Source organism: Streptomyces lincolnensis (assembly GCF_021173675.1).
Taxonomy (GTDB): Bacteria; Actinomycetota; Actinomycetes; order Streptomycetales; family Streptomycetaceae; genus Streptomyces; species Streptomyces lincolnensis_B.
Map to the genome: position 1 here is coordinate 675,030 of NZ_JAIHON010000006.1, position 20,612 is coordinate 695,641.

At 69.0% G+C, this 20,612-nt stretch carries 20 protein-coding genes and 1 pseudogene; 6 read left to right on the top strand and 15 right to left on the bottom strand.

The genetic code is table 11. The annotated features are described in order from the left end of the window. Positions 1-13: 13 nt before the first annotated feature. From K4B79_RS20725 to K4B79_RS20740, 4 genes are all read right to left on the bottom strand, one after another. Positions 14-1,672, bottom strand: a complete 1,659-nt coding sequence (locus tag K4B79_RS20725) for a fibronectin type III domain-containing protein (RefSeq protein WP_232028281.1) — start codon at positions 1,670-1,672, stop codon at positions 14-16. A 4-nt stretch (positions 1,673-1,676) separates the two neighbouring features. Then, on the bottom strand, positions 1,677-3,713 hold the full coding sequence (locus K4B79_RS20730) for a fibronectin type III domain-containing protein (RefSeq protein ID WP_232028282.1): 2,037 nt from the start codon (positions 3,711-3,713) through the stop codon (positions 1,677-1,679). A 105-nt stretch (positions 3,714-3,818) separates the two neighbouring features. Beyond that, entirely contained in the window at positions 3,819-3,998 is a 180-nt protein-coding gene (locus K4B79_RS20735; protein ID WP_232028283.1) for a DUF397 domain-containing protein, read from the bottom strand. Between the two features lie 10 nt (positions 3,999-4,008). Then, a complete protein-coding gene (locus K4B79_RS20740; protein ID WP_232028284.1) occupies positions 4,009-4,890 on the bottom strand; it encodes a helix-turn-helix domain-containing protein in 882 nt (293 codons plus the stop codon). A gap of 236 nt (positions 4,891-5,126) precedes the next feature. On the opposite strand from K4B79_RS20740, the gene K4B79_RS20745 reads away from it, so the two are divergent. Together K4B79_RS20745 and K4B79_RS20750 are read left to right on the top strand one after the other, a co-directional pair. Next, positions 5,127-5,594: an ATP-binding protein gene (locus K4B79_RS20745; protein ID WP_232028285.1), complete on the top strand. Its 468-nt coding sequence runs from the start codon at positions 5,127-5,129 to the stop codon at positions 5,592-5,594. Between the two features lie 137 nt (positions 5,595-5,731). Continuing rightward, complete coding sequence (locus K4B79_RS20750) at positions 5,732-6,352, top strand: Uma2 family endonuclease (RefSeq protein WP_232028286.1); 621 nt, start codon at positions 5,732-5,734, stop codon at positions 6,350-6,352. Positions 6,353-6,382: 30 nt separating this feature from the next. Here the strand turns inward: K4B79_RS20750 and K4B79_RS20755 are convergent, their stop codons facing one another. Together K4B79_RS20755 and K4B79_RS20760 are read right to left on the bottom strand one after the other, a co-directional pair. Then, positions 6,383-8,104, bottom strand: a complete 1,722-nt coding sequence (locus tag K4B79_RS20755) for a fibronectin type III domain-containing protein (protein ID WP_232028287.1) — start codon at positions 8,102-8,104, stop codon at positions 6,383-6,385. 56 nt (positions 8,105-8,160) lie between these two features. Continuing rightward, complete coding sequence (locus tag K4B79_RS20760; protein WP_232028288.1) at positions 8,161-10,191, bottom strand: PA14 domain-containing protein; 2,031 nt, start codon at positions 10,189-10,191, stop codon at positions 8,161-8,163. 309 nt (positions 10,192-10,500) lie between these two features. Between K4B79_RS20760 and K4B79_RS20765 the strand changes: the two genes are divergently transcribed. Beyond that, a complete protein-coding gene (locus tag K4B79_RS20765; RefSeq protein WP_232028289.1) occupies positions 10,501-11,568 on the top strand; it encodes a sugar ABC transporter substrate-binding protein in 1,068 nt (355 codons plus the stop codon). Positions 11,569-11,658: 90 nt separating this feature from the next. Then, entirely contained in the window at positions 11,659-12,078 is a 420-nt protein-coding gene (locus K4B79_RS20770) for an SRPBCC family protein (RefSeq protein ID WP_232028290.1), read from the top strand. Here the strand turns inward: K4B79_RS20770 and K4B79_RS20775 are convergent. The 7 genes from K4B79_RS20775 to K4B79_RS20805 form a co-directional block, all read right to left on the bottom strand. Then, complete coding sequence (locus tag K4B79_RS20775) at positions 12,062-12,904, bottom strand: transglutaminase family protein (RefSeq protein ID WP_232028291.1); 843 nt, start codon at positions 12,902-12,904, stop codon at positions 12,062-12,064. The genes K4B79_RS20770 and K4B79_RS20775 overlap by 17 nt on opposite strands. Before the next feature lies 1 nt (position 12,905). After that, on the bottom strand, positions 12,906-13,838 hold the full coding sequence (locus tag K4B79_RS20780; RefSeq protein WP_232028292.1) for an alpha-E domain-containing protein: 933 nt from the start codon (positions 13,836-13,838) through the stop codon (positions 12,906-12,908). After that, the gene (locus K4B79_RS20785) at positions 13,835-15,385 is read right to left on the bottom strand and encodes a circularly permuted type 2 ATP-grasp protein (protein ID WP_232028293.1); all 1,551 of its coding nucleotides are present in this window, start codon (positions 15,383-15,385) and stop codon (positions 13,835-13,837) included. Before K4B79_RS20785 ends, K4B79_RS20780 begins: the two co-directional genes overlap by 4 nt. A 68-nt stretch (positions 15,386-15,453) precedes the next feature. Further along, positions 15,454-16,635, bottom strand: coding sequence for a DUF418 domain-containing protein (locus K4B79_RS20790; RefSeq protein WP_232028294.1), 1,182 nt, complete (start codon positions 16,633-16,635; stop codon positions 15,454-15,456). Between the two features lie 29 nt (positions 16,636-16,664). Next, on the bottom strand, positions 16,665-16,919 hold the full coding sequence (locus K4B79_RS20795; protein ID WP_232028295.1) for a type II toxin-antitoxin system RelE family toxin: 255 nt from the start codon (positions 16,917-16,919) through the stop codon (positions 16,665-16,667). Next, the gene (locus tag K4B79_RS20800; protein WP_232028296.1) at positions 16,916-17,263 is read right to left on the bottom strand and encodes a hypothetical protein; all 348 of its coding nucleotides are present in this window, start codon (positions 17,261-17,263) and stop codon (positions 16,916-16,918) included. Before K4B79_RS20800 ends, K4B79_RS20795 begins: the two co-directional genes overlap by 4 nt. 64 nt (positions 17,264-17,327) lie before the next feature. After that, positions 17,328-17,774 (bottom strand): ATP-binding protein, encoded by a 447-nt coding sequence (locus K4B79_RS20805; RefSeq protein WP_232028297.1) that lies wholly within the window; start codon positions 17,772-17,774, stop codon positions 17,328-17,330. Between the two features lie 264 nt (positions 17,775-18,038). Between K4B79_RS20805 and K4B79_RS20810 the strand changes: the two genes are divergently transcribed. Then, complete coding sequence (locus K4B79_RS20810; protein WP_232028298.1) at positions 18,039-18,920, top strand: helix-turn-helix domain-containing protein; 882 nt, start codon at positions 18,039-18,041, stop codon at positions 18,918-18,920. Between the two features lie 4 nt (positions 18,921-18,924). Then, positions 18,925-19,110 (top strand): DUF397 domain-containing protein, encoded by a 186-nt coding sequence (locus K4B79_RS20815; RefSeq protein WP_232028299.1) that lies wholly within the window; start codon positions 18,925-18,927, stop codon positions 19,108-19,110. A 21-nt stretch (positions 19,111-19,131) separates the two neighbouring features. Here the strand turns inward: K4B79_RS20815 and K4B79_RS20820 are convergent. Both K4B79_RS20820 and K4B79_RS20825 read right to left on the bottom strand, forming a co-directional pair. Continuing rightward, positions 19,132-20,007: pseudogene (locus K4B79_RS20820) on the bottom strand (IS5 family transposase). 133 nt (positions 20,008-20,140) lie between these two features. Then, positions 20,141-20,560: a Clp protease N-terminal domain-containing protein gene (locus K4B79_RS20825; protein ID WP_308280451.1), complete on the bottom strand. Its 420-nt coding sequence runs from the start codon at positions 20,558-20,560 to the stop codon at positions 20,141-20,143. Positions 20,561-20,612 lie beyond the last annotated feature (52 nt).

A 20,612-nucleotide genomic window follows, 5' to 3' on the forward strand; every position in this document is an offset into this window, starting at 1 on the left:
CCCTTCGTGCGTGTCAGCGCCCGACGTAGAAGTCCAGCGACGAACTCTGCTCGCCCACACGCCCGTAGGCGTCCACGGAGTACACCGTGGCCGTGCACGGACCGTTGTAGGGCGCCGTCCAGGAGATCTCTCCTGTCGTGGACAGCCGGTCGCCGCTGAAGCCGCAGGCGCCGCTGATCTCCCAGGAGTAGCCCTTCAGCACCCGACCCTCGTCACCCGTGCCGGGCGCGGCCGTCACCTGGGTGGGGGTCTGCGCGAGAACTCCCGAGGGGATCCCCGGGTGCACCAGCGTCAGCTTGGGCGCGGCGGGGCCGGTCGCGGTGGCCGGGGTGAGCCGGTCGACGACGGCCCCGGCGGACGGCACGGAGTCGGTGTTCTGGGCGTCCACGGCGGCGACGTAGTAGTACGCCTTGCCCTTCGGGGCGGAGGTGTCCTCGTACGCCGTGCCGGAGGCGGTGCCCAGGAGGCTCCAGGCGCCGTTGGCGTCGATCCGCCGGTAGACCCGGTACCCGGAGGCGTCACTTTCGGACGGGGTCCAGGTCAGCCGGGTGGAGGCGTCCGAGGGCGTGCCCTGGAGCGCGGTGGGCGCGGGCACGGCGGATGCCACGGGACGGGTGACCAACGCAGGGTCGGAGAGCGGGGCGATGTTCCCGGCGGCGTCGACGGCCACCACCGCGTAGTCGTAGAGCACCCCCGCCGGTGCCACCGGGTCCGTCCACGACGTACCGAAGACGGTGTCCGGACCGTCCATGTCCGAATTCCCGGGTGTCGCGCCCCACACCTCGTAGTGGTGGACGTCGTTCGACCAAGGTGCCTTCCACGAGAGGGAGTTGCCCGCGGTCGTGCCCAGCGCCGACACCGTCTCGACCCGAGCCGGAGCCGTCCGGTCGACCGTGCCCACCGCCAGATCGGCAGTGCCCGACGAGGAGTTGCCCGCCTTGTCGTAGGCACGGACCTCGTAGTAATACGTGTCGCCGGTCACCGGCAGGGTCGCGTCGGTGTACGTGGTGGAGGTGGTCGTGGCGAGTGGTGTGGCGCTGAAGGAGGCTCCCTTCAGGCGGCGGTACACCCGGTACCCGGCGAGGTCCATCTCCTTGTTCTTGGACCAGGTGAGCTTGGCCTTGCCGGTGGCGGTGTCGTAGGAGACCGAAGCGCCCGTGGGCGCGAGGGGCTTGACCTTGTCGACCGTTGCCGAAGTGCGGGGTGTGTAGCCGAACTTGAGGCGTGCGCTGCCGGTCCAGTTGACGTAGTCGACGCGGAGGGTGTGCTTGCCCGAGGGGATGGTGACGTTGACCGTCTTGGAGACCGTGGTGGAGGTGTTCTTCCACAGGTCGATCTTGCGGACGCCGTCGAGGTAGACGCGGATGCCGTCGAGTCCGGAGGCGGAGAGCGAGAACGGCCCGCCGGAGCCGAAGTCGCGGGTGACGGCGTAGCGGACGCCGAAGTTGTCCTTCGGCAGGCCGGAGACGGGTGCGCCCGTCCAGGTCTGGTCGATGGCGTTGTCGCAGTCGGTCTTCTTGGGCGTACCCGAGAAGGTGGTGTTGGCGAAGAACTGCCGCTTGTAGACGGGGGACGTGCAGGTCGTCGCGGCGGACGCGGGTGCCGTGACGGCGGTGAGGAGGCCGGCCGCGGTGGCGAGTACGACGGCGGTGGCGGGGACGGTGGTACGCACGGGCTCAGGCTCCGCTCGGCAGGGACACGCTGGAGTCCACGTTGCTGAAGGTCTCCGAGCCGTCGGGCGCGACGACGGAGAGCGTGTAGTAGACGGTCGTGCCGGTGGGGATGGTGGTGTCGGTGTAGTTGGTGGCGGTCGGCGCCAGCGGGACGTCCGTCACCTTGACGTAGGTGCTCGTCGCGCGGTCCCAGCGGTGGACGTTGATGCCGGCGGCCTCCGTGGCCACCGAGTCGGCGCACTCGATGTACATGCCGCCGTGGTCGCCGTAGGTCGTGTAGGTGATCAGGGTGCAGGGCGCCGTCTTCTCGGGGACGGTCGTCGGCCTGAGGTCCTGCTCGGTGACGGTGACCTTGGAGATGGAGCCGCTCCAGTCGTCGATGTCCACCTCGTCCTCGTACGTGAGGGAGTTGCCGTACTTGTCGACGGCCACGACCATGTACGTCCTCGTCTCGCCGTCCGCCACGGACGGGCCCACGACGAACTCGGAGGTGCCCGCGGCGACCGTGCCGAGGTACTCCGGCTCGCAGCAGGACAGGTCCTCGTAGACCCAGTACTTCTCCAGGTCCGCCGCCGTGCTGTCGTCCCAGTCCAGCTGGACGCCGTACTCCAGCGGCTGGGCGGTCAGGTTCGCCACGGGAGGGGGCGGGATCTCGTCGCCGGGGCGGGTGACGGTGAGCTCGGCGGAACCGGTGGACCAGCGGCCGGCCGTGTTCTTCCGGGTCATCACGTACTTGTACGTGGCGCCCTGGTCGCCGTCGTAGTCGGTGCAGCTGCGGACCGTGTTGCCGGACGCGTCCGTGCCGACCTTGCGGCTGCGGCAGTCGGTGAGGTTGTCGTAGGTGAGGGCGACCGGCGAGGTCTTCGAGCGGTAGACCTCGTAGTCGGCGGTGTCGCCGCCGGCCGGCTCGGTCCAGGTGAACACCGCGCCCCAGCCGGGCGTCGTCGCGGTCACGTTCTGCGGCGGGGCGATGGTCCGGGCGGTCCGCACGACGTTGGAGGTCGCCGTGTTCCCGGCCGCGTCGATCGCGAAGACCTTGTAGTCGTAGGCGCGGCCGTAGGAGGCCGAGGTGTCCGAGTACGTGGCCGTCGTGGTCGTGCCGAGCACGCTGTACGACGTCGCCGAGTCCGACTTGCGCAGCACCCGGTAGGAGGCCGCGTCCGCCGACGCCGTCCACGACAGGTCGTTGGAGGCCTCCCCGCTCGTCGCACTCAGCACGGGTGCGGCGGGCGCGGTGTAGTCCGCCGTCGGGGACGGGCCCTGGTCGGCGGTCCCCGACGACTCGTTGCCCGCCTTGTCGTAGGCCCGGATCTCGTAGTAGTACTTCTGTCCCGTCTGCGGCGGCACATCGGTGAACGTCACATTGGTGGTCGTGCCCACCCGCGTCCACGTGGACGTGCCCTGCACCCGCCGGTAGACCCGGTACCCGGCGAGGTCCATCTCCTTGTTCCGCGCCCAGTCGAGCACGGCGCTCACGCCCTCCTCCATACCGGGGAAGTAGTCCCACGCCATACCCGTCGGGGTGAGGGGCTTGACCTTGTCGACGGTGGCGGAGGTGCGGGGTGTGTAGCCGAACTTGAGGCGTGCGCTGCCGGTCCAGTTGACGTAGTCGACGCGGAGGGTGTGCTTGCCCGAGGGGATGGTGACGTTGACCGTCTTGGAGACCGTGGTGGAGGTGTTCTTCCAGAGGTCGATCTTGCGGACGCCGTCGAGGTAGACGCGGATGCCGTCGAGACCGGAGGCGGCGAGCGTGAACGGCCCGCCGGAGCCGAAGTCCCTCGTCACGGCGTAGCGGACGCCGAAGTTGTCCTTCGGCAGCCCTGTGGCGGGCGCGCCCGTCCAGGTCTGGTCGATGGCGTTGTCGCAGTCGGTCTTCTTGGGCGTACCGGAGAAGGTGGTGTTCGCGAAGAACTGCCGCTTGTAGACCGGCGAGGTGCAGGTCGTCGCGGCGGCCGCGGGCAGGGCGGTGAGCAGGGTGCCCGCGGTGGTGAGCACGACGGCGGCGGCAACCGCGCCGGTCGTGCGTCTGGCTGGGTTCATGGATCCTCGGTCGTGATCGTCGTTAGGCCGGGGAAGGGGTGGCGACGATCACGACTCGCGGAGTGGGCCGTGGGTTGTACGGGGCTGCCCGTGACCTGGGGACTGTTATACGTCCTTGACCTGCTGCAGGAGCGCGGCGAGGCCTTCGGGGGCGGCGGCCAGGATGACGTCCGGGGTGTCGCTCTCGCGGAGGCGGATCGTTCCGTCGGGGGCGGTGGCGATGTAGAGGCAGTTGCCTTCGGGGCCGCCGCTGTACGACGACTTCTGCCAGTGCAGTTCGGGCATCGGGGCCTCCTCAGAGGGTGTAGAGCACATGCTGGACGAGGGCCAGCGAGTCCTTCACCGAGTGTGTTTCAGGGGCCAACGATACGTCGATGGGTGCGAGGGCCTTTTCCGCGATGCGGTCGAACAGGCAGTCGTACTCCTTGAGCTGGCTCGGCAGTGTCAAGTAGTGGGATCCCAGGAGGTGTTCGACCACTACGGTGCCCAGTCGCGGGTTGGCCGGAACGATGTGCGCGAAGTTGCCGGTGAGGGCGGCGTCGGCCTGAGCGGTGAATGGATAGACCTGGATGGTCACGTTCGGCAGGCGGGCCAGTTCGATCAGGTGCAGCAGTTGCTCCCGGACGACCTCAGTGTCGCCGAACCGCATGTGCAGCGCGGACTCGTGGATGATGGCGTGTACCGACGGCGGGGTCTGCCGGGTGAGGATGTGCTGCCGTTCCATGCGGAACCTCAAGCCCGCATCGATGTTCGCGAAGCCAAGGTCGGGGCTGGTGAAGATGGCTCGCGTGTAGTCGGCGGTCTGGAACAGGCCGGGGATGAACAGGGGCTCGTGCGTCCGGATGGCCACGGCTTCCGATTCGAGCTCGGCCAGATTCAGAGGGTCGGGCCCCATGTGCTTCCTGTACGCACGCCACCAGCCTCTACCGGTGGACTCGGACATGGAGACCAGTGCCTCGATGTAGGGCTCCTCCGTGCAACCGTAAGCCCGGCAGAGGTCGAGTAGCCGCTCGGTGAGGATCGAGGTCCGGCCGGCCTCGATGTGGCCCAACTGGCCGCGCGTCATGTTGATCCGCTCGGCGGCCTCGCTGGTGGTCAACCCAGCCTGTTCGCGCAGTTGTTTGAGTTCGAGGCCGAGTCGCCGCTGCCGTTCACTGATGCTGGTGCGCAGTCCCACGGGTTCTCCTTGGTGATCGGCCCAAAGTCTGCCGTGTCCGACGGAGTTAGTCCATCGACTGAAGTGAATAGGTTGCTCGCGAGAAACCTTTATCGCTACCTTGAGTGTGGTTCCGGTGACATACCGAAACCGCCCAACCTCCCCTGCCCATAAGCCGACAGAGCACCCGCGCACCCGCGTACGGGCGACGCCATCGCCGGGCAGCAGGAACCCCCACTCGACAGGAGCCGACACCCGTGGACCCAGCCCGCCGCGCCCCGCACCGCCCCACCCAACTCACCCACGAATACAGCCTCTTCGCCCCCGCCGACGCCACCGCTCCCCGCCTCTGCCGGGACTTCGTCCGTGCCGTTCTGTTCACCCACGACCGGGAACACCTCGTCATGCCCGCCGCCCTGTGCACCTCGGAACTGGTCACCAACGTCCACCTGCACACCAAGGGCACCGCCATGCTCCGTATCCGGCTCACCCCGGCCCGCTTCCGGGTCAGCGTCTTCGACGAGAGCCCCGACCCGCCGGTCGTCGCGTATCCGGCGCGCGGGGTGGCCGCCTGTTGGGGGAGGGGGCTCGCGTTGGTCGAGGAGATGGCGGACGGGTGGGGTGTCGCCGACGAGAGGGCGGGGCGGTTCGCCAAGGGGGTGTGGTTCGAGCTGGGCGGCGGGGGCGGACGCGGTGGACCGTTCCGGCTTCGTCCGAACGGCTGAACCAGGGGTATCTCACCTGGTCAGCCCTATTGCCGTACCTACCGTGATCGCGTCGCTTGTGCCCCGAGGGACGCCAAGCCCACACTTGAGGAGGTGATGCCGCCATGACCGCTCTTGCGCACGAGAGGCCTGAGACCATGACTGAGTTCAGGACCGAGCCCGTCTTCGAGAACGGACCTGGCCTCGACGAGGTCGTGTGGCAGGCATGGAAGGCCATGGAACTCCCCGAGGGCTACCGCGCTGAGATCATCGAGGGAGCCATCGAGGTGTCGCCCACCGGTCGCTACTCACACAGCCAGGCCATCTTCCTGTTGAAGGAGGCGCTGGGGGACTTCCTGAAGGGTTCGGACTTCGCTGCCCGGCAGGACACGAACGTCATTCACGAGGGCTCCGCGTGGATCCCCGATCTGCTCGTCGTCGCGAGGGACCCTGAGCGTTACGTGACCGATGACGGGCTCGGTCTCACCGCCGCCGCAGTTCGGATCGCCTTCGAGGTCACCTCCCCCGGCAAGCGCGGTCTGGACCGGGACCGGAGCCAGAAGCGCCGCGAATACGCCCGTGCCGGCATCCCGATGTACGTCCTCATCGACGACTACGACGACCAGGGCGCCGTCACCCTCTTCGCCGGGCCGCAGCCCGAGAAGGCCGACTGGGAGGACATCCACCGCGTGCCCTACGGCACCGATGTCACCATCCCCAAAGGCCCCGCCAAGGGCTTCGTGATCGGTGAGGGGATCACGGGCCCGAAGCGGGGCTGAGGCTCTACGAGGAGGTTCCCGGCGGTCGGGTCAGGAGGTCGGTGCGGTGACCGCCCAGCCTCCGGCGGGCAGGGATTCCGTGCCGTCCGCGGACACGGCCGTCACCCAGTAGTACGAGGTCGTGCCGTGCTTCACGCCGGTGTCCTCGAACTCGTCGACTCCGTCGCCCGCTGTGAGGATCTTCTCGTAGCTGTCGGTGACGGGGTTCCAGCGGTAGACGCGGAAGCCGCCCGCGGTCTCGGGGGTGCCTTCGAGGAGCCCCTGCCAGAACAGCCTGTTCCCCTCCTCGGCCCCTAGTGCGCGGTCCACCGTGAGGTGCAGCGGCGACCCTTCCGGCGTCGGCACGCTCGGCGTCATGTCGAGTTCGGTCGAGGTGACGATGTTCGGCGAACGGGTCCACTTGTAGTGGGAGTTCCAGGAACTGTCGACGGCGTCGACGAAGAGGCAGCGCTCCTCGCCGTCCGGCAAGGTGGTGTAGTCGTACGACGTGGTCTCGGCGTCCAGCCACTCCACCTCGTGGACGGAGCAGACCTGCTCCTCCTCGTCGCCGACGAGCTCACCCGCGTAGACCACGTACCGGAACAGGTCGGGCGCCGGGTTCGCGTCCCAGTTCAGCGCGAAGCCGTACTCGGTCGGCGTGGCCGTCAGGCCGGTGACGGCAGGCGGCGGGGTCTCGTCCCGACGGGCGCCCTTGACGATGACGGACCGCGCCGACTCGTTGCCCGCCGCGTCCAGCGCGGTCACCCGGTAGTAGTAGCTGGTACGCACCTGGGCCGTGGCGTCCCGGTAGGAGGGCTGGTCCGTGGTGCCGACACGGCTGTACGTGCCGTTCTCGGTCGCCGCCCGGTACACGCGGTACGAGGCCGCCCCTTCCACCGGGCTCCAGCCGATCCGCAGCCCACCCGTCTCGGAGGCGTCGGTGATGTCCAGGCCGGCCGGGGTAGCGGGTGCGGTCCGGTCCACCGTGGTCACACCCAGATCGGCTGTGCCCGACGAGGAGTTGCCCGCCTTGTCGTGGGCGCGGACCTCGTAGTAGTACGCGGCGCCGGTCACCGGCAGGGTCGCGTCCGTGTACGACGTCCCCGTCGTCGTCACGAGCGGCGTGGCGCCGAATGTCGTCCCCTTCAGGCGGCGGTACAGCCGGTACCCGGCGAGGTCCATCTCCTTGTTCTTCGCCCAGGTGAGCTTCGCCTTGCCGGTCGCGGTGTCGTACGAGACCGAAGCACTCGTGGGGGTGAGAGGCTTTACCGCGTCGACCGTTGCCGAAGTCCTGGGCGTGTAGCCGAACTTGACCCTCGCGCTGCCGGTCCAGTTCACGTAGTCGACGCGGACGGTGTGCTTGCCCGACGGGATCGTGACGTTGACCGTCTTCGAGACCGTCGTCGAGACGTTTTTCCACAGGTCGATCTTGCGGACGCCGTCGACGTAGACGCGGATGCCGTCCAGGCCGGAGGCCGCCAGCGCGAACGGCCCGCCGGAGCCGAAGTCCCTCGTCACGGCGTACCGGACGCCGAAGTTGTCCTTCGGCAGGCCCGTGGCGGGGGATCCGGTCCAGGTCTGGTCGATCGCGTTGTCGCAGTCGGTCTTCTTCGGGGTGCCGGAGAAGCTCGTGTTCGCGAAGAACTGCCGTTTGTAGACCGGCGAGGTGCAGGTCGTCGCGGCGGACGCGGGCAATGCGGTGAGGAGGGTGCCCGCGGTGGTGAGTACGACGGCGGCGGCGACCGCGGTGGTCGTACGTCTTGCCGGGTTCAATGCGGTCCTTCGGTTCAGGTTCAGGTTCAGGTTCAGGTGCAAGTTCAGGTTCGGGTTCAGGCGGGTGGGACGACGACCGGGGCCAGGCCGGAGAAGGACTCCGTGCCGTCGGCGGCGACGACCGAGAGGACGTAGTGGCTGGTGGTCGCGGACGGGGTCGCCGGGTCGGTCCAGGTGCGGGTGTCGGCGGCCAGGGGGACGTCGGTGAGGCGGACGTACTGGTCGCTCGTGCGGTCGTAGCGGTACACGTGGAAGCCGGACGCGGGCACGCAGCCGGTCGCGCAGGTCCAGGTGAGGGACGCGCTGCCGGCGTCGTTCGTGGCGGACAGGGTCCAGGCCGCGGTGTTCGCGGGGGCGTGGTTCGGGGTGAGGTGGAACTCGTTGACGCTGACGTTGGCGACGACCTCGGCGGGGTTGCCGGACAGCGTGTAGAGGGAGTTGTTCCGCTTGTCCACCGCGTCCACGAAGTAGACCCAGTTCTCGTCGTCCGGCACCTGCACGTCGACGTACCGGGTCGTCCCGGGCGGGAGGGTGGCGAGCGACTCGTAGGTGCTGGTGTCACGGGGGTCGGTGGCCCGGAGCACGTGGTAAAGGGCGAGGTCAGTGGCGGGGCTCTCGTCCCACTGGAGGACCGTGCCGTACTCCGTGCTCGTGTGGGCGAGGCCGGTGACGGCCGGTGGCGGGGTCGTGTCCCGCAGGCCCGTGTGGACCGTGGCCGAGGGCGCCGATTCGCGGCCCGCGCTGTCGACGCTGGTGACGTAGTAGGCGTAGGCGACGTGCGGCACGGCCGAGTAGTCGGTGCAGCCGTACTGCGGGTAGTAGTCGGACTCGTGGCCCGTGCGGTACGTCTCGCAGGTGATCCGCACCGGGACGGCGTCCGGGTCGGACGGCTCCCAGCGGTAGGCGCGGTACTGCGTCGGCGCCGCCTTCGACGTCGTCCAGCGCAGCTCGACCCCGGTCTCCGCCGCGTTGGTGCCCGGGGTCTCCATGGTGGGCACGGCCAGCGGGCGGGCGAGGGAGAGGATCTGGGAGGAGGCGGTGTTGCCGGCGGGGTCCCTCGCGACGACCTTGTAGTACGAGGTCTCCCCGTAGGGCGCGGTCTCGTCGGTGCGGCTCGAACCGTAGGAGATGCCGAGCTTCTCGAACGGGCCGGTGGCGGAGACGGCCCGGTAGACGTCGTACCTGATGTCGAAGAGATCGTCCTGCCAGTCCAGCTCGACCCCGCGCACCGGGTCGTCCGTCGCGGTCACGACCGGCGTCAGCGGGGCCGTCCGGTCGACCGTGGTGACGAGCTGGTCCGTGCTGCCCGCCGACTCGTTGCCGGCCCGGTCCACCGCCCGGACCTCGTAGTAGTACGCGGCACCGGTGGGCCGCAGGCCCTCGGTGAACGAGGTGCCGGTGAGCGGGTCGCCGCCGCTGACCCGGAAGTACTCGGTGCGGCCCTTGTCCCGGCGGTAGACGCGGTATCCGGCGAGGTCCATCTCCTTGTTCTTCGCCCAGGTGACCTTCGCCTTGCCGGTGGCGGGGTCGTACGTGACGGCGGCGCCCGTGGGTGTGAGGGGCTTGACCTTGTCGACCGTTGCCGAAGTCCTGGGCGTGTAGCCGAACTTGACCCTCGCGCTGCCGGTCCAGTTCACGTAGTCCACGCGGAGGGTGTGCTTGCCCGACGGGATCGTGACGTTGACCGTCTTGGAGACCGTGGTGGAGGTGTTCTTCCACAGGTCGATCTTGCGGACGCCGTCGAGGTAGACGCGGATGCCGTCGAGACCGGAGGCGGCGAGCGTGAACGGCCCGCCGGAGCCGAAGTCCCTCGTCACGGCGTACCGGACGCCGAAGTTGTTCGTCGGCAGGCCGGAGACGGGCGCGCCGGCCCACGTCTGGTCGATCGCGTTGTCGCAGTCCGTCTTCTTCGGGGTGCCGGAAAACGTCGTATTCGCGAAGAACTGCCGCTTGTAGACCGGGGATGTGCAGGTCGTCGCGGCGGAGGCGGGTGCGGCGGTGACGGCGAGCAGGCCGCCTGCGGTGGCGAGGGCGACGGCGGTCGCTGTCGTGGCAGTCGCGGCGGTCGTGCGTCTGGCTGGATTCATGCGTCCTTCAGTCCTGATCGTCAACGGCGGGCAAAGCCGTTGACGATCAGGACCGACGAGCCCGCGGATTGGTTGTACGGGACTTTTGGGCTTGTTCGCCGTCCTTCGTCGCCCCTGGGGGCGGCGACCTTCACAGAAGCCGCACGTATTAACGTTGCTATCTCAATAAGTGATTGCTCCTTGACGGCTCGGTGAAGGCCGCGTTGGCTTCCCTTCACCTGGGTCGCGATACGCACCCTCGTCCGGAAGGCAAGCGCAGTGAACACCCGTACCCGTCGTACCGCCATAGCAGTGGCCGCAGGATCCCTCATGCTCTCGCTGACCGCTTGTGGCGCACTGGGCGTGAGCGGGACCAGCAGCGAGGCGAGCCCGACCAAGGGCAATGACATCACCGTCGGCGTACTGATGCCGGAGAAGACGAACACGCGGTACGAGGAGTTCGACTACCCGATCATTCAGCAGAAGGTCAAGTCCCTCACCGACGGTCAGGGCAAGACCGTCTACGCCAACGGCGAGGCCGACGCGAAGAAGCAGATCCAGCAGATGGAACAGATGATCGCCGACAAGGTCGACGTGATCCTGCTGGACGCGGTCGACGCCAAGACCATCGCGGACACCGTGCGGAAGGCCAAGGACGCGGGTATCCCGGTCATCGCCTACGACCGGCTGGCCGAGGGCCCGATCGACGCGTACGTCTCCTTCGACAACGAGCTCGTCGGCGAGGTCCAGGGCCGCTCCATCATGGAGGCCCTGGGTGGCGACACCGACACCTCCACCAAGATCGTCATGGTGAACGGCTCGCCCACCGACCCCAACGCCGGGCAGTTCAAGGCGGGCGCGCTCTCCGAGCTCAACGGCAAGGTGACGATCGCCAAGACCTACGACGTGGACGGCTGGAAGCCGGAGATCGCCGAGTCCGACATGGCCAAGGCGATCGAGGCGATCGGCAAGGGCAACATCGCCGCCGTCTACTCCGCCAACGACGCCATGGCGGGCGGTGTCATCAAGGCCCTGGAGGCCGCGGGCGTGACCGAGCTGCCGCCGATCACCGGCCAGGACGCGGAACTCACCGCCGTGCAGCGGATCGTCGCGGGCGAGCAGTACATGAGCGTCTACAAGCCGTACCCGCAGGAGGCCGAGGCCGCCGCGGAGATGGCGGTGGCGCGGGTGCAGGGCAAGGGCATCCAGTTCGACGCCCTCGCCTCCGACCGCGTCGACAGCCCCACCGACAAGGACATCCCGGCCCAGCTGGTCCCCGTGGTGGCCCTGACGAAGGACAACATCAAGTCCACCGTGATCGCCGACGGCATCTACAAGGTGTCCGACATCTGCACCGCGAAGTACGAGAGCGCGTGCCAGTCGGCGAAGCTGAAGTAGGCCGGGGCGCGGGTCCGCCGCAGGGCTGTCGTAGCGCCGTGTCCGATTCGTTCAAGACGGCACCGGTGGCGGCTTCGTAGCGTCGGCCCCATGGAGACTTCCGCTTCCCGGCACATCGCCGTCCACATCGGCCGTCCCGCCGAGGACGTCTACGACTACGCGGCCCAGCCCTCCCGCTGGCCCGAGTGGGCCAGGGGACTGGGGCACTCCATGGAGAGGGCCGAGGGGGGATGGATCGCCGAGTCGTCGGTTCTGGGACGGGTCGGGGTCGTCTTCACGCCACGGAACGACTTCGGCGTACTCGACCACGACGTGACCCTGCCCTCCGGTGAGGTCGTCCACAACCCGGTGCGGGTGATCGTGGACGGCGACGGGTGCGAGGTGGTGTTCACGCTGCGCAGGCGGCAGGGGATGAGTGACGAGGAGTTCCGGGGCGACGAGGAGGCGGTGTTCGCCGACCTCGTCGCCCTCAAGCGGGTGATGGAGCGGGGGCTCACCCCACGCGCGTGAACTCCACCGTCACCTCGGGCGGGCCGCCCGCGACGCCGCGGTAGACGCCCTTGTGCGGGGTGACGTCGTCGTAGTCGCGGCCGCGGCCCACGACGACGTGGGACTCGTCGGCGCGGGTGCGGTTGGTGGGGTCGTAGCCGCACCAGTCGCCCGCCCAGTACTCGACCCAGGCGTGGCTCTGGCCGGCGACGGGGCGGTGCAGTTCCGCCTCGCGCTCGGGGTGGAGGTAGCCGGAGACGTACCGGGCCGGCAGCCCGAGGCCGCGCAGCAGGGCGAGGGTGACGTGGGCGATCTCCTGGCAGACGCCCGCGCCCTGCTCCCAGGCCTCGGCGGCGGAGGTGTTCACCGTGCTGGTGCCCGGCAGGTAGGACACCCGGTCCGCGACCATCGAGGAGACGGTGACGACGGTCTCGTGCGGGTCGAGGCCCGCCGCAGCCTGCCGCGCCCGCTCCACGAGCTCCGCCGGCATCGTCGTACGAGGGGTCGGGCTCGCGAACTCCGACAGGCGGGAACGGGCGGTCTGTTCGGCGATCTCCGCCCAGGAGGGTGCCGTCGGGAGCCCGCCCGGGGGGTGGGTCTCGACCAGGCTCGACGCGGTGATGGTGAGGTCGGCGTGCGGGTCCATCAGGTCGAAGCCGGTGACCTGGGTGCCCCAGTAGTCCCAGTACGACCAGGTGGTGGCCGTCGGGCTGACAGTGACCCGGGCGTCCAGGGTGGTCTGGCCGGGCAGGGTCAGCGGGGTCATGCGGACCTCGTTGTGGGAGGAGACCGCGGCCTGGGCGTACGCGACCCGCGTGATGTGCCGGATGCGGAGGCGACGAGCCATCTCAGGCTCCTTCCTGGGCCCACTCGACGGGCCCCTGGTTGGGGAAGAACCGCTGCTCCACCGCGTCCGCGGACGCCATGCAGGCCTGCTGCAAGTCCCGAAGGAGAAGGGGCAGTTGGTCTTCCAGGGCCTGGGAGTCGAGGTACTCCAGGCGGGTGCGCAGCCGGCCGATCGGGCGGCGGGCCGGGTCCTGGCGGGGGCGGCCGAGCGCGGACAGGCACTCCTCGGCCGTGGTCAGCGCGTGCAGCGCCGAGCGCGGGAAGTCCCGGTCCAGGAGCAGGAACTGGGCGACCCGCGGGGTGTCGCCGAAGCCGCTGTGCACGCGCGCGTACGCCTCGTCGGCACCGGACGCGCTCAGCAGCGTCGGCCAGTCCGGCGCGTGCGCGGCGTCCAGCACGCGCACCGACAGCAGTCGTACGGTCATGTCCACCCGCTCCAGGCTGCGGCCCAGCACCACGAAACGCCAGCTGTCGTCGCGGCTCATGGTGGAGTCGGCCAGGCCGAAGAAGAGCGCGGCCCGGCGCCGGACCAGTTCCAGGTAGGCGTAGGGGCCGGTGCGGCGGGCCGCCAGGCGCTGGTCGGCGAGGGCGTGCCAGGTCGAGTTCAGGCACTCCCACATCTCCGAGGAGACCGCCTCGCGGGCGCTGCGGGCGTTCAGCCGGGCCGCGCCGAGCGCGCCCTCGATGGAGCAGGTGGAGTGCGCGTCGAAGGCCAGCTGGTCCAGCACCTGCTGCATGTCGACGCGCTCGTCACCGGCGTCGACGCCGAGGATCGCGTACAACGACCGGCAGGCCACGTCCTCGTCGCGCCAGGGGTCCTCCAGCAGGCGGTGCAGATAGGCGTCGAGGATGCGGCCGGTGGCGTCCGCCCGCTCGACGTACCGGCCGGTCCAGGTCAGCGCCTCGGCTATCCGGGAGAGGATCACGTCGCTCACTGCTGCTGCGCCCCTTCCTGTACGACGGTGGGGGTGCCGTCGGGTCCGAGCTGGCGCGGTGCCACCTCGGGCAGGCCGCCCTCGCCCTCGGCGGCGGGGGCCGGTGGCTCGGCAGGGCCTTCGGCCAGTACCCAGGTGTCCTTGGAGCCGCCGCCCTGGCTGGAGTTGACGATCAGGTTGCCCTCCTGGAGGGCGACCCGGGTCAGGCCGCCGGGCAGGACCCAGACATCGTTGCCGTCGTTGACGGCGAAGGGGCGCAGGTCGATGTGGCGCGGAGCCATGCGTTCGCCCGCGAGGGTGGGGGAGGTGGACAGGGCGACCGGCCGCTGGGCGATGAAGCCGCGCGGATCGGCGATGACGGCCTTCCGGGTCCGATCCAGGGTGGCCGCGTCGGCCTTGGGGCCGATGACGATGCCCTGCCCGCCGGCCCCGTCGACGGGCTTGACGACCAGCTGGTCGATCTGGTCGAGGACGGCCTCCAGCTGGCCCGGCTCGTCCGGCCGGAACGACTCCACGTTGGGAAGAATCGGTTCCTCGGAGAGGTAGTACCGGATCAGGTCGGGGACGTAGGTGTAGAGCAGCTTGTCGTCCGCGATGCCGTTGCCGACCGCGTTGGCGAGGGTGACGTGTCCGGCCAGGGCCGCGCTCATGATGCCGGGGCAGCCGATCACCGAGTCGGGGCGGAAGTGGAGCGGATCGAGGAAGTCGTCGTCCAGGCGCCGGTATACGACATGGACGGGCACCTCGCCGCGGGTGGTCCGCATCCACACGCGATTGCCGCGGCACACCAGGTCGTGCCCCTCCACCAGCTGCACGCCCATCAGCCGCGCGAGCAGGGCGTGTTCGAAGTAGGCCGCGTTGCTGGGGCCGGGGGTCAGCACGACCACCCGCGGGTCCTGGGTGCCGTCGGGCGCGGCGGCGCGCAGGGCGGCGAGCAGCCGCTGGGCGTACCCGTCGACGGGCAGGACGTGCTGCTCGGCGAAGAGGGAGGGGAAGATCCGGGTCATCGCGCGCCGGTTCTCGATGACGTACGACACCCCGCTGGGCACCCGGACGTTGTCCTCCAGGACCCGGAAGTCCCCGGCCTCGTCGCGGACGAGGTCGATGCCGGCGACATGGATGCGGACGCCGCCCGGTGGCTCGACGCCGTGGGCCGCGCGATGGAAGTGCGGGGAGTGCAGGAGCAGCCGCCAGGGCACGACACCGTCCTCGAAGGCACGGGCGGGTCCGTAGGCGTCGGCGAGGTAGGCCTCCAGGGCCCTGACTCTCTGGCTCACCCCGCGTTGTATGAGATCCCATTCGAGGGCGTCGAGGATCCTGGGCACGAGATCCAGCGGCCAGGGCCGCTCCTCGCCCGCGAAGGCGTAGGTCACGCCGCGGTCCGTGAAGGCGCGGGCCATCTGGTCGGCCCGGAACCTCAGTTCGCTCGGCTCGATCGGCTGAAGCGCAGCCAGTACCGGCTCATAGGCGGTCCTGACCTCACCTGGCCGCTCAAACATCTCGTCCCACGCGTCGGCCAACGCGTACGCGTCAAATATGTCCGCCATGGGGGGACGTTAGAGGCGGTACGTAACGTACCGATCACCCGGCGGTTTCGTGCGCTTGACGTGATCCGTCAGCGGTCCGCGCGCTCCCGTGGCCGCCCCGCCAGGGTGACCGCCCGCAGCAGCCACTCGGCGGGCCCGTACCGAAAGCGCCCCAACCACAGGGAAGAGAGGGCGAGTTGGGCGGCGAGCACGGCGCCCACGAGCACCATCAGGGTGGCGGTGCCCAGCCGGCCGTAGAGCGAGAGACCGTATGCGGTGGCCAGCACGGTCATGATCACGGACTGCGCCAGGTAGTTCGTCAGCGCCATCCGGCCCGCCGGGGCGAGCAGCCGCACGGCCCCCTCTCCGGCCGGCGAGCGCAGCAGGAGCAGGAAGAGGCAGACGTACGCGGCCGACAGCGCGGGTGCCGTGAGCATGCCTACGGCGATCCCCAGGAACTGCCAGCGTTCGCCCAGGGGGCCCTGGGAGGCGGAGGCGTAGAAGACGGCTCCGGGGACGCCGACGGCCAGGCCGAGGGCGGTGATCCGGACCAACCGGGAGCGGCTCGTACGGTCGTGGCCGAGCAGGTCCCGCCTGCCCGCGGCCAGGCCGACGAGGAAGGCGGCGAGAATCCCGGGGGCCATGACGACGATGCCGAGGACGGCGTCGGGGAACCGGTCCAGGTTCGCCTGGACGACGGTGGCCGCGTCGCCGCGATAGGCCGCCACGGCCGCCGCGATCGTCCCCGGCTCCGTGCCGCCCTCCTCCGGCACCCCCAGCGCGAGGACGCCCAGCCCGGTCAGGAGCGCGCCGAAGACGCCGTAGATCCAGCAGGCGGTGCGCACCGCGGTCCTCGGCGAGATCCGCCGGGCCCACAGCAGGACGAGCCCCAGCAGGCCGTACGCCATGAGGATGTCGCCGGTGTACAGCAGCACGGCGTGCGCCACGCCCAGCACCAGCAGGCCCAGCGACCGCCGCAGGAACCGGGCCGTGAACCGCGCTCCGGCCCGCTCGGCGGAGGCCTCCTGGAGGGTGAAGCTGTAGCCGAACAGGAAGGAGAACAGCAGATAGAACTTGGCGGTCGCCACCGCCTTCACCAGCCACAGCGCGACCTCGTCCACCACGGCGGCACCGGGCTCGCGAACCCCCTCCGCCGCATAGGGGTCCATGATCTGCGTGCTGTTCACCACGAGGATGCCGAGCAGCGCGAAACCCCGTAACGCGTCGACGGCCGGCAGCCGCCGGACGGCCGCCGTGGTGTCCGGGTTCATGGTGCCTCCCTCCACTTCCCTTGCTGTGGTCATAGAGGTGTGCTGCCGACCATGAGGATCTTGATCGATACTCTGGAGCCGTCGATCTCGTACGTGGCCCGGTAGGTACCAACGCGTAGCCGCCGCAGGCTGGTGGAGCCGAGCTTGCTGCTCGCAGCGGGCTCCGGATCGTCGGCGAGCGCATTGATCGCTTTGAGGAGTGGCTTTACGGCATTGCCGTCACGGGCCTTGAGCCGTTTGAGGCCTTCGGAAGCGGGCCTTTCCCAGATGATGGTGTAGCTCAACAGGCTTCCGCTCCGGTGATGAGGGCTTCGATCTCGGCCTGGGTGGACGTGGGGCCGCCCATGGCTCGTGCGTACAGGGACACGGCCACGTCGGCGAAGTCGATCGCTTGCTCGCGTGCTTCCCCGCCGGCCGCCGAGTCGGCGAGTGCCTGGGTCCACCAGTGGTTGAGGAACGCGTCGAAGCCGCCGGAGTCGGCCAGGGCGCCCAGCTCCGTGTAGAAGGCGGCGCGGTGGTCGAGTCGCAGGGCAGCGCCGATTCCGTCGACGGTGCGCTGGACGACCTCGCCCGTGAAGCCGGTGACTCCCTGAGCCTCGGCCACCGCGTCCTGCCACTTGATCGCCATGTGCGTCTCCTTTCGCCGTGCGGCCAAGGTACCGCCGCGGCACCTTCGCAGACGGCCGAGCAGACTACGCATCCGCTGCTCCCCCGACGACCAACTCCGCCCACACCGTCTTGCCCACAGTGAGCTTCTCCACGGACCAGCGGTCGGCGAGCGTGCGGACGATGAGCAGGCCCCGGCCGAACTGGTCGTCGGAGGTGGAGGGGCGGGGGTTCGGGAGCCGTTCGCCTCGGGGGTCGGTGACGGCGATGCGCAGGGCGGTGCCGGTGAGGGACGTCTCCATGCGGAACAGGCGGCCCCGCAGACACCCGTGCAGCAGGGCGTTCGTGCACAACTCGCTTGCCAGCAGCGCGGCGTCGTCGGCGGCGTAGGGGTGTCCCCAGTCGATGGTGAGTCGGACGACGTGTTTACGGGCGAGAGCGACGCTGCGGGGGAACGGGGTGTAGCTGACGGCGTCGTAACGGTCGTACGTCTTGGGGCCTTTGGGGTGAGGGGGAGGACAGGAATCAGTCACTGGAGCGCACCTCCTTGTGCAAGGGGGAGTGCCCGGGGCGGACGCCAGGTGGGTGGGGGGAGGTGGCTCCGTCGTACGGCCCTGGCTTGGGAGGCACGGTGCACTTCCGCCAACTGATTCCGCTGAGTGGGCGATTGAGTACTGACGGTAGCCTCATGATCTCGGGACATCAAGTTTAGGGACAGAAATATTTATCAGTACGTGCTTGCGCACGGTAGGGTGGCGCCACGGACTGTGACTGACTCGGGTGGAAGGTAAAGCGCCATGGCAGGCAGGGATCCTGATCGCGGCAGGACGGTGTCAACGGTGCTGGCGCGCAGGCTTGGTGGCGAACTGTTGCGCATGCGTGAGGCGTGCGGAATGCGACAGCCTCACGCGGCCGAGGTGCTGTCAGCTTCAGTCGCCAAGGTCGCCAAGATGGAGCGGGGAGGGGTGCCGATACGCGACCCCGACATCCGTGCCCTGTGCCACTTGTACGGCGTGACCGACGAGGCGGCGACCGAAAGGCTGTTGACTCTGGCGCGGACGGACCGCGAAAGGCGCAAGGCCAAGGGGTGGTGGAACCAGTACCCACAGCTCCTCGCCATGGTCGAGTACGTCGCCTTGGAGGACATCGCCACGAGCATCCGCACATGGCAACTCGCCTTCATTCCCGGCTTGTTGCAGACACCCGACTATGCGCGCGCTGTGGCGGTCGGATCCGGCTCATGGGAGGACCCGAGCGAGATCGAGCCCTTTGTCGAAGCGCGGCTGGCCCGTCAGGCGCGCCTGCAGCGGGAACGTCCGCTGGAGTTGTGGGCCGTGCTCCACGAGGGAGCGCTGCGCCAACTCGTTGGCGGCCGTGATGTGATGAGGGAGCAACTGGGGCATTTGCTCGACGTGGCCGCCTTGGGCACGGTCCAGGTGCAGGTGGTGCCCTTCCTGGCGGGGGCCAGCCCCGGCATGATCGGCGCGTTCAGCATCGTCTCCTTCGCCGAGCCCGGGGCGCTGGATGTCGTACACATGGACGTACCGTCTTCTACGCTCTGGTTGGAGAGCGAGGAGGACGCCGCCAGGCACCGTCGGATCTTCGATCGCATCGCACGGGTCGGGCTGGCGGAGCGCAAGGCCCTCGACCTGATCGACGCCATTCGCAAGGAGATGTAGACCAGTGACCGAGTTCGAGTTCGTCAAGTCCAGTTACAGCGGCGGCGACGCCGGCCAGGAATGCGTTGAGGTCGCCAGCAACATCCCCGGCACGATAGCCGTCCGGGACTCCAAGAACCCGGACGGTCCGATACTCCGGCTCGCTACGGAGACGTGGGTGGGGTTCGCCGTGTACGCAGGGAGGCTCTAGGGTCTGTTGCGAAAATGCTGGTCACAGCCACTCGTTGATGGCTGCGACCAGCACGGTTGCTTCGTAGCGGACGGCGAGTTTGTCGTATCGCGTGGCGACGACCCGGTGGCGCTTGAGGCGATTGATCCCGCATTCGACTGCGTGCCGCTGCTGGTAGTCGTCCTTGTCGAACTTCGGCGGACGCCCGCCGCGAGAGCCGCGCTTGAGCCGGTTGCGGACACGGTCCGCTGGGACCGGAATGGTGGCCTTGATCTCGCGTCTGCGCAGGTAGGAACGGTTGCGGCGGGAGTCGTACGCCTTGTCGGCCCGCACCCGGTCCGGGCGCTTGCGCGGCCTGCCCAGTCCGACTCTGGGGACTCGGATCGCTTCCAGAACCGGCTCGAACTGCGGGGAGTCACCCCTGTGACCAGCCGTGATCACCACCGACAGCGGCTTTTGCCCCCTGCTCGACGGCGAGGTGGATTTTGCTGGTCAGACCGCCCCGGGAGCGTCCCAGTCCGTGGTCGGCCGGCTCGACGGCGACTCCGCCGGGCGGTTCCTTCTGGAGGTCCCCCTTTTCGCCGCCCCGCCGGCGTGCTGGTGGGCCCGGCAGACGGCTTAGTCGACGTTCACCTCCCAGGTGATCAGGCTCTTCGCGTCCGCTTCTGCCTGGAGCTGGGTGAGGATCCGGGCTCAGGTTCCGTCCCGCTGCCAGCGTCGGAACAGGTCATAGACCCTGTCCCACGGGCCATACCCGTCGGGCACGTCCCGCTACGGGGCACCGGTCCGGGTCCGCCACCGTATGCCGTCAATCAGCTGCCGCCGCGTCCACACCTGCGGACGGCCCGGCTTGATGCCCTGCGGCAACAACACTTCCAGCCGGGCCCACTGGCCGTTCGTCAGATCACCTCGTCCCACGAGAGATGAACATCAACGAACAAGATCCACTTTCGCAACAGACCCTAGCCCGAGGGCCTGCTCGCGCCGTCGAAATGCGATAAGGGCAGATCGAGGCACTTCTCCTGACGGGCAACGCCCATGGCCCGGCGGTTCAGGCGTCACCCAGATGTTGAGCGAGTGTGGCTCGGAATTCTGGGACGTTCAGGCCGCACTCGCGCAGCAGCGTGACGCTGTCCTCGTCGTTGTCCAGGATCAGGGCCAGCAAGTGGCCCGAGGTGAAGTACTTCTTGGTGTAGCTCTGGGAGAGCTGGAGGATGTGCTCCATGGAGATGGACCACGAGAGCTCTCGCTTGGTGCTCGGCTTGCCGGCCGGTTGACGGGCCGCCAGTGCCGCGTGCAGGGCCGGGTACTCGGCTCCCGCCGCCGCCAGCAGGCTGCTCGCATCGCTCTCGTGGTGAGCGATGCAGAGGAGCACGTGTACGGGGAAGACTTCGTGGTGGTGCAAGGACCGTGCTTCGCCCGCGCACCGTGCGAGGTCTCGAATCGCGTCCTCTGACATCAATTCGGGCATGTGATCAGTATCCCGTCGCGTCGAGTTCGTCGTCCACAGGTCTGTGAACAAT

What these genes read in the sequence shown, in the direction of transcription:
- K4B79_RS20730 (WP_232028282.1), bottom strand. Translation starts at nt 3,713, where the DNA reads ATGAACCCAGCCAGACGCACGACCGGCGCGGTTGCCGCCGCCGTCGTG.
- K4B79_RS20735 (WP_232028283.1), bottom strand. Translation starts at nt 3,998, where the DNA reads ATGCCCGAACTGCACTGGCAGAAGTCGTCGTACAGCGGCGGCCCCGAA.
- K4B79_RS20750 (WP_232028286.1), top strand. Translation starts at nt 5,732, where the DNA reads ATGACTGAGTTCAGGACCGAGCCCGTCTTCGAGAACGGACCTGGCCTC.
- K4B79_RS20760 (WP_232028288.1), bottom strand. Translation starts at nt 10,191, where the DNA reads ATGAATCCAGCCAGACGCACGACCGCCGCGACTGCCACGACAGCGACC.
- K4B79_RS20765 (WP_232028289.1), top strand. Translation starts at nt 10,501, where the DNA reads ATGCTCTCGCTGACCGCTTGTGGCGCACTGGGCGTGAGCGGGACCAGC.
- K4B79_RS20770 (WP_232028290.1), top strand. Translation starts at nt 11,659, where the DNA reads ATGGAGACTTCCGCTTCCCGGCACATCGCCGTCCACATCGGCCGTCCC.
- K4B79_RS20775 (WP_232028291.1), bottom strand. Translation starts at nt 12,904, where the DNA reads ATGGCTCGTCGCCTCCGCATCCGGCACATCACGCGGGTCGCGTACGCC.
- K4B79_RS20785 (WP_232028293.1), bottom strand. Translation starts at nt 15,385, where the DNA reads ATGGCGGACATATTTGACGCGTACGCGTTGGCCGACGCGTGGGACGAG.
- K4B79_RS20790 (WP_232028294.1), bottom strand. Translation starts at nt 16,635, where the DNA reads ATGAACCCGGACACCACGGCGGCCGTCCGGCGGCTGCCGGCCGTCGAC.
- K4B79_RS20800 (WP_232028296.1), bottom strand. Translation starts at nt 17,263, where the DNA reads ATGGCGATCAAGTGGCAGGACGCGGTGGCCGAGGCTCAGGGAGTCACC.
- K4B79_RS20810 (WP_232028298.1), top strand. Translation starts at nt 18,039, where the DNA reads ATGGCAGGCAGGGATCCTGATCGCGGCAGGACGGTGTCAACGGTGCTG.
- K4B79_RS20825 (WP_308280451.1), bottom strand. Translation starts at nt 20,560, where the DNA reads ATGCCCGAATTGATGTCAGAGGACGCGATTCGAGACCTCGCACGGTGC.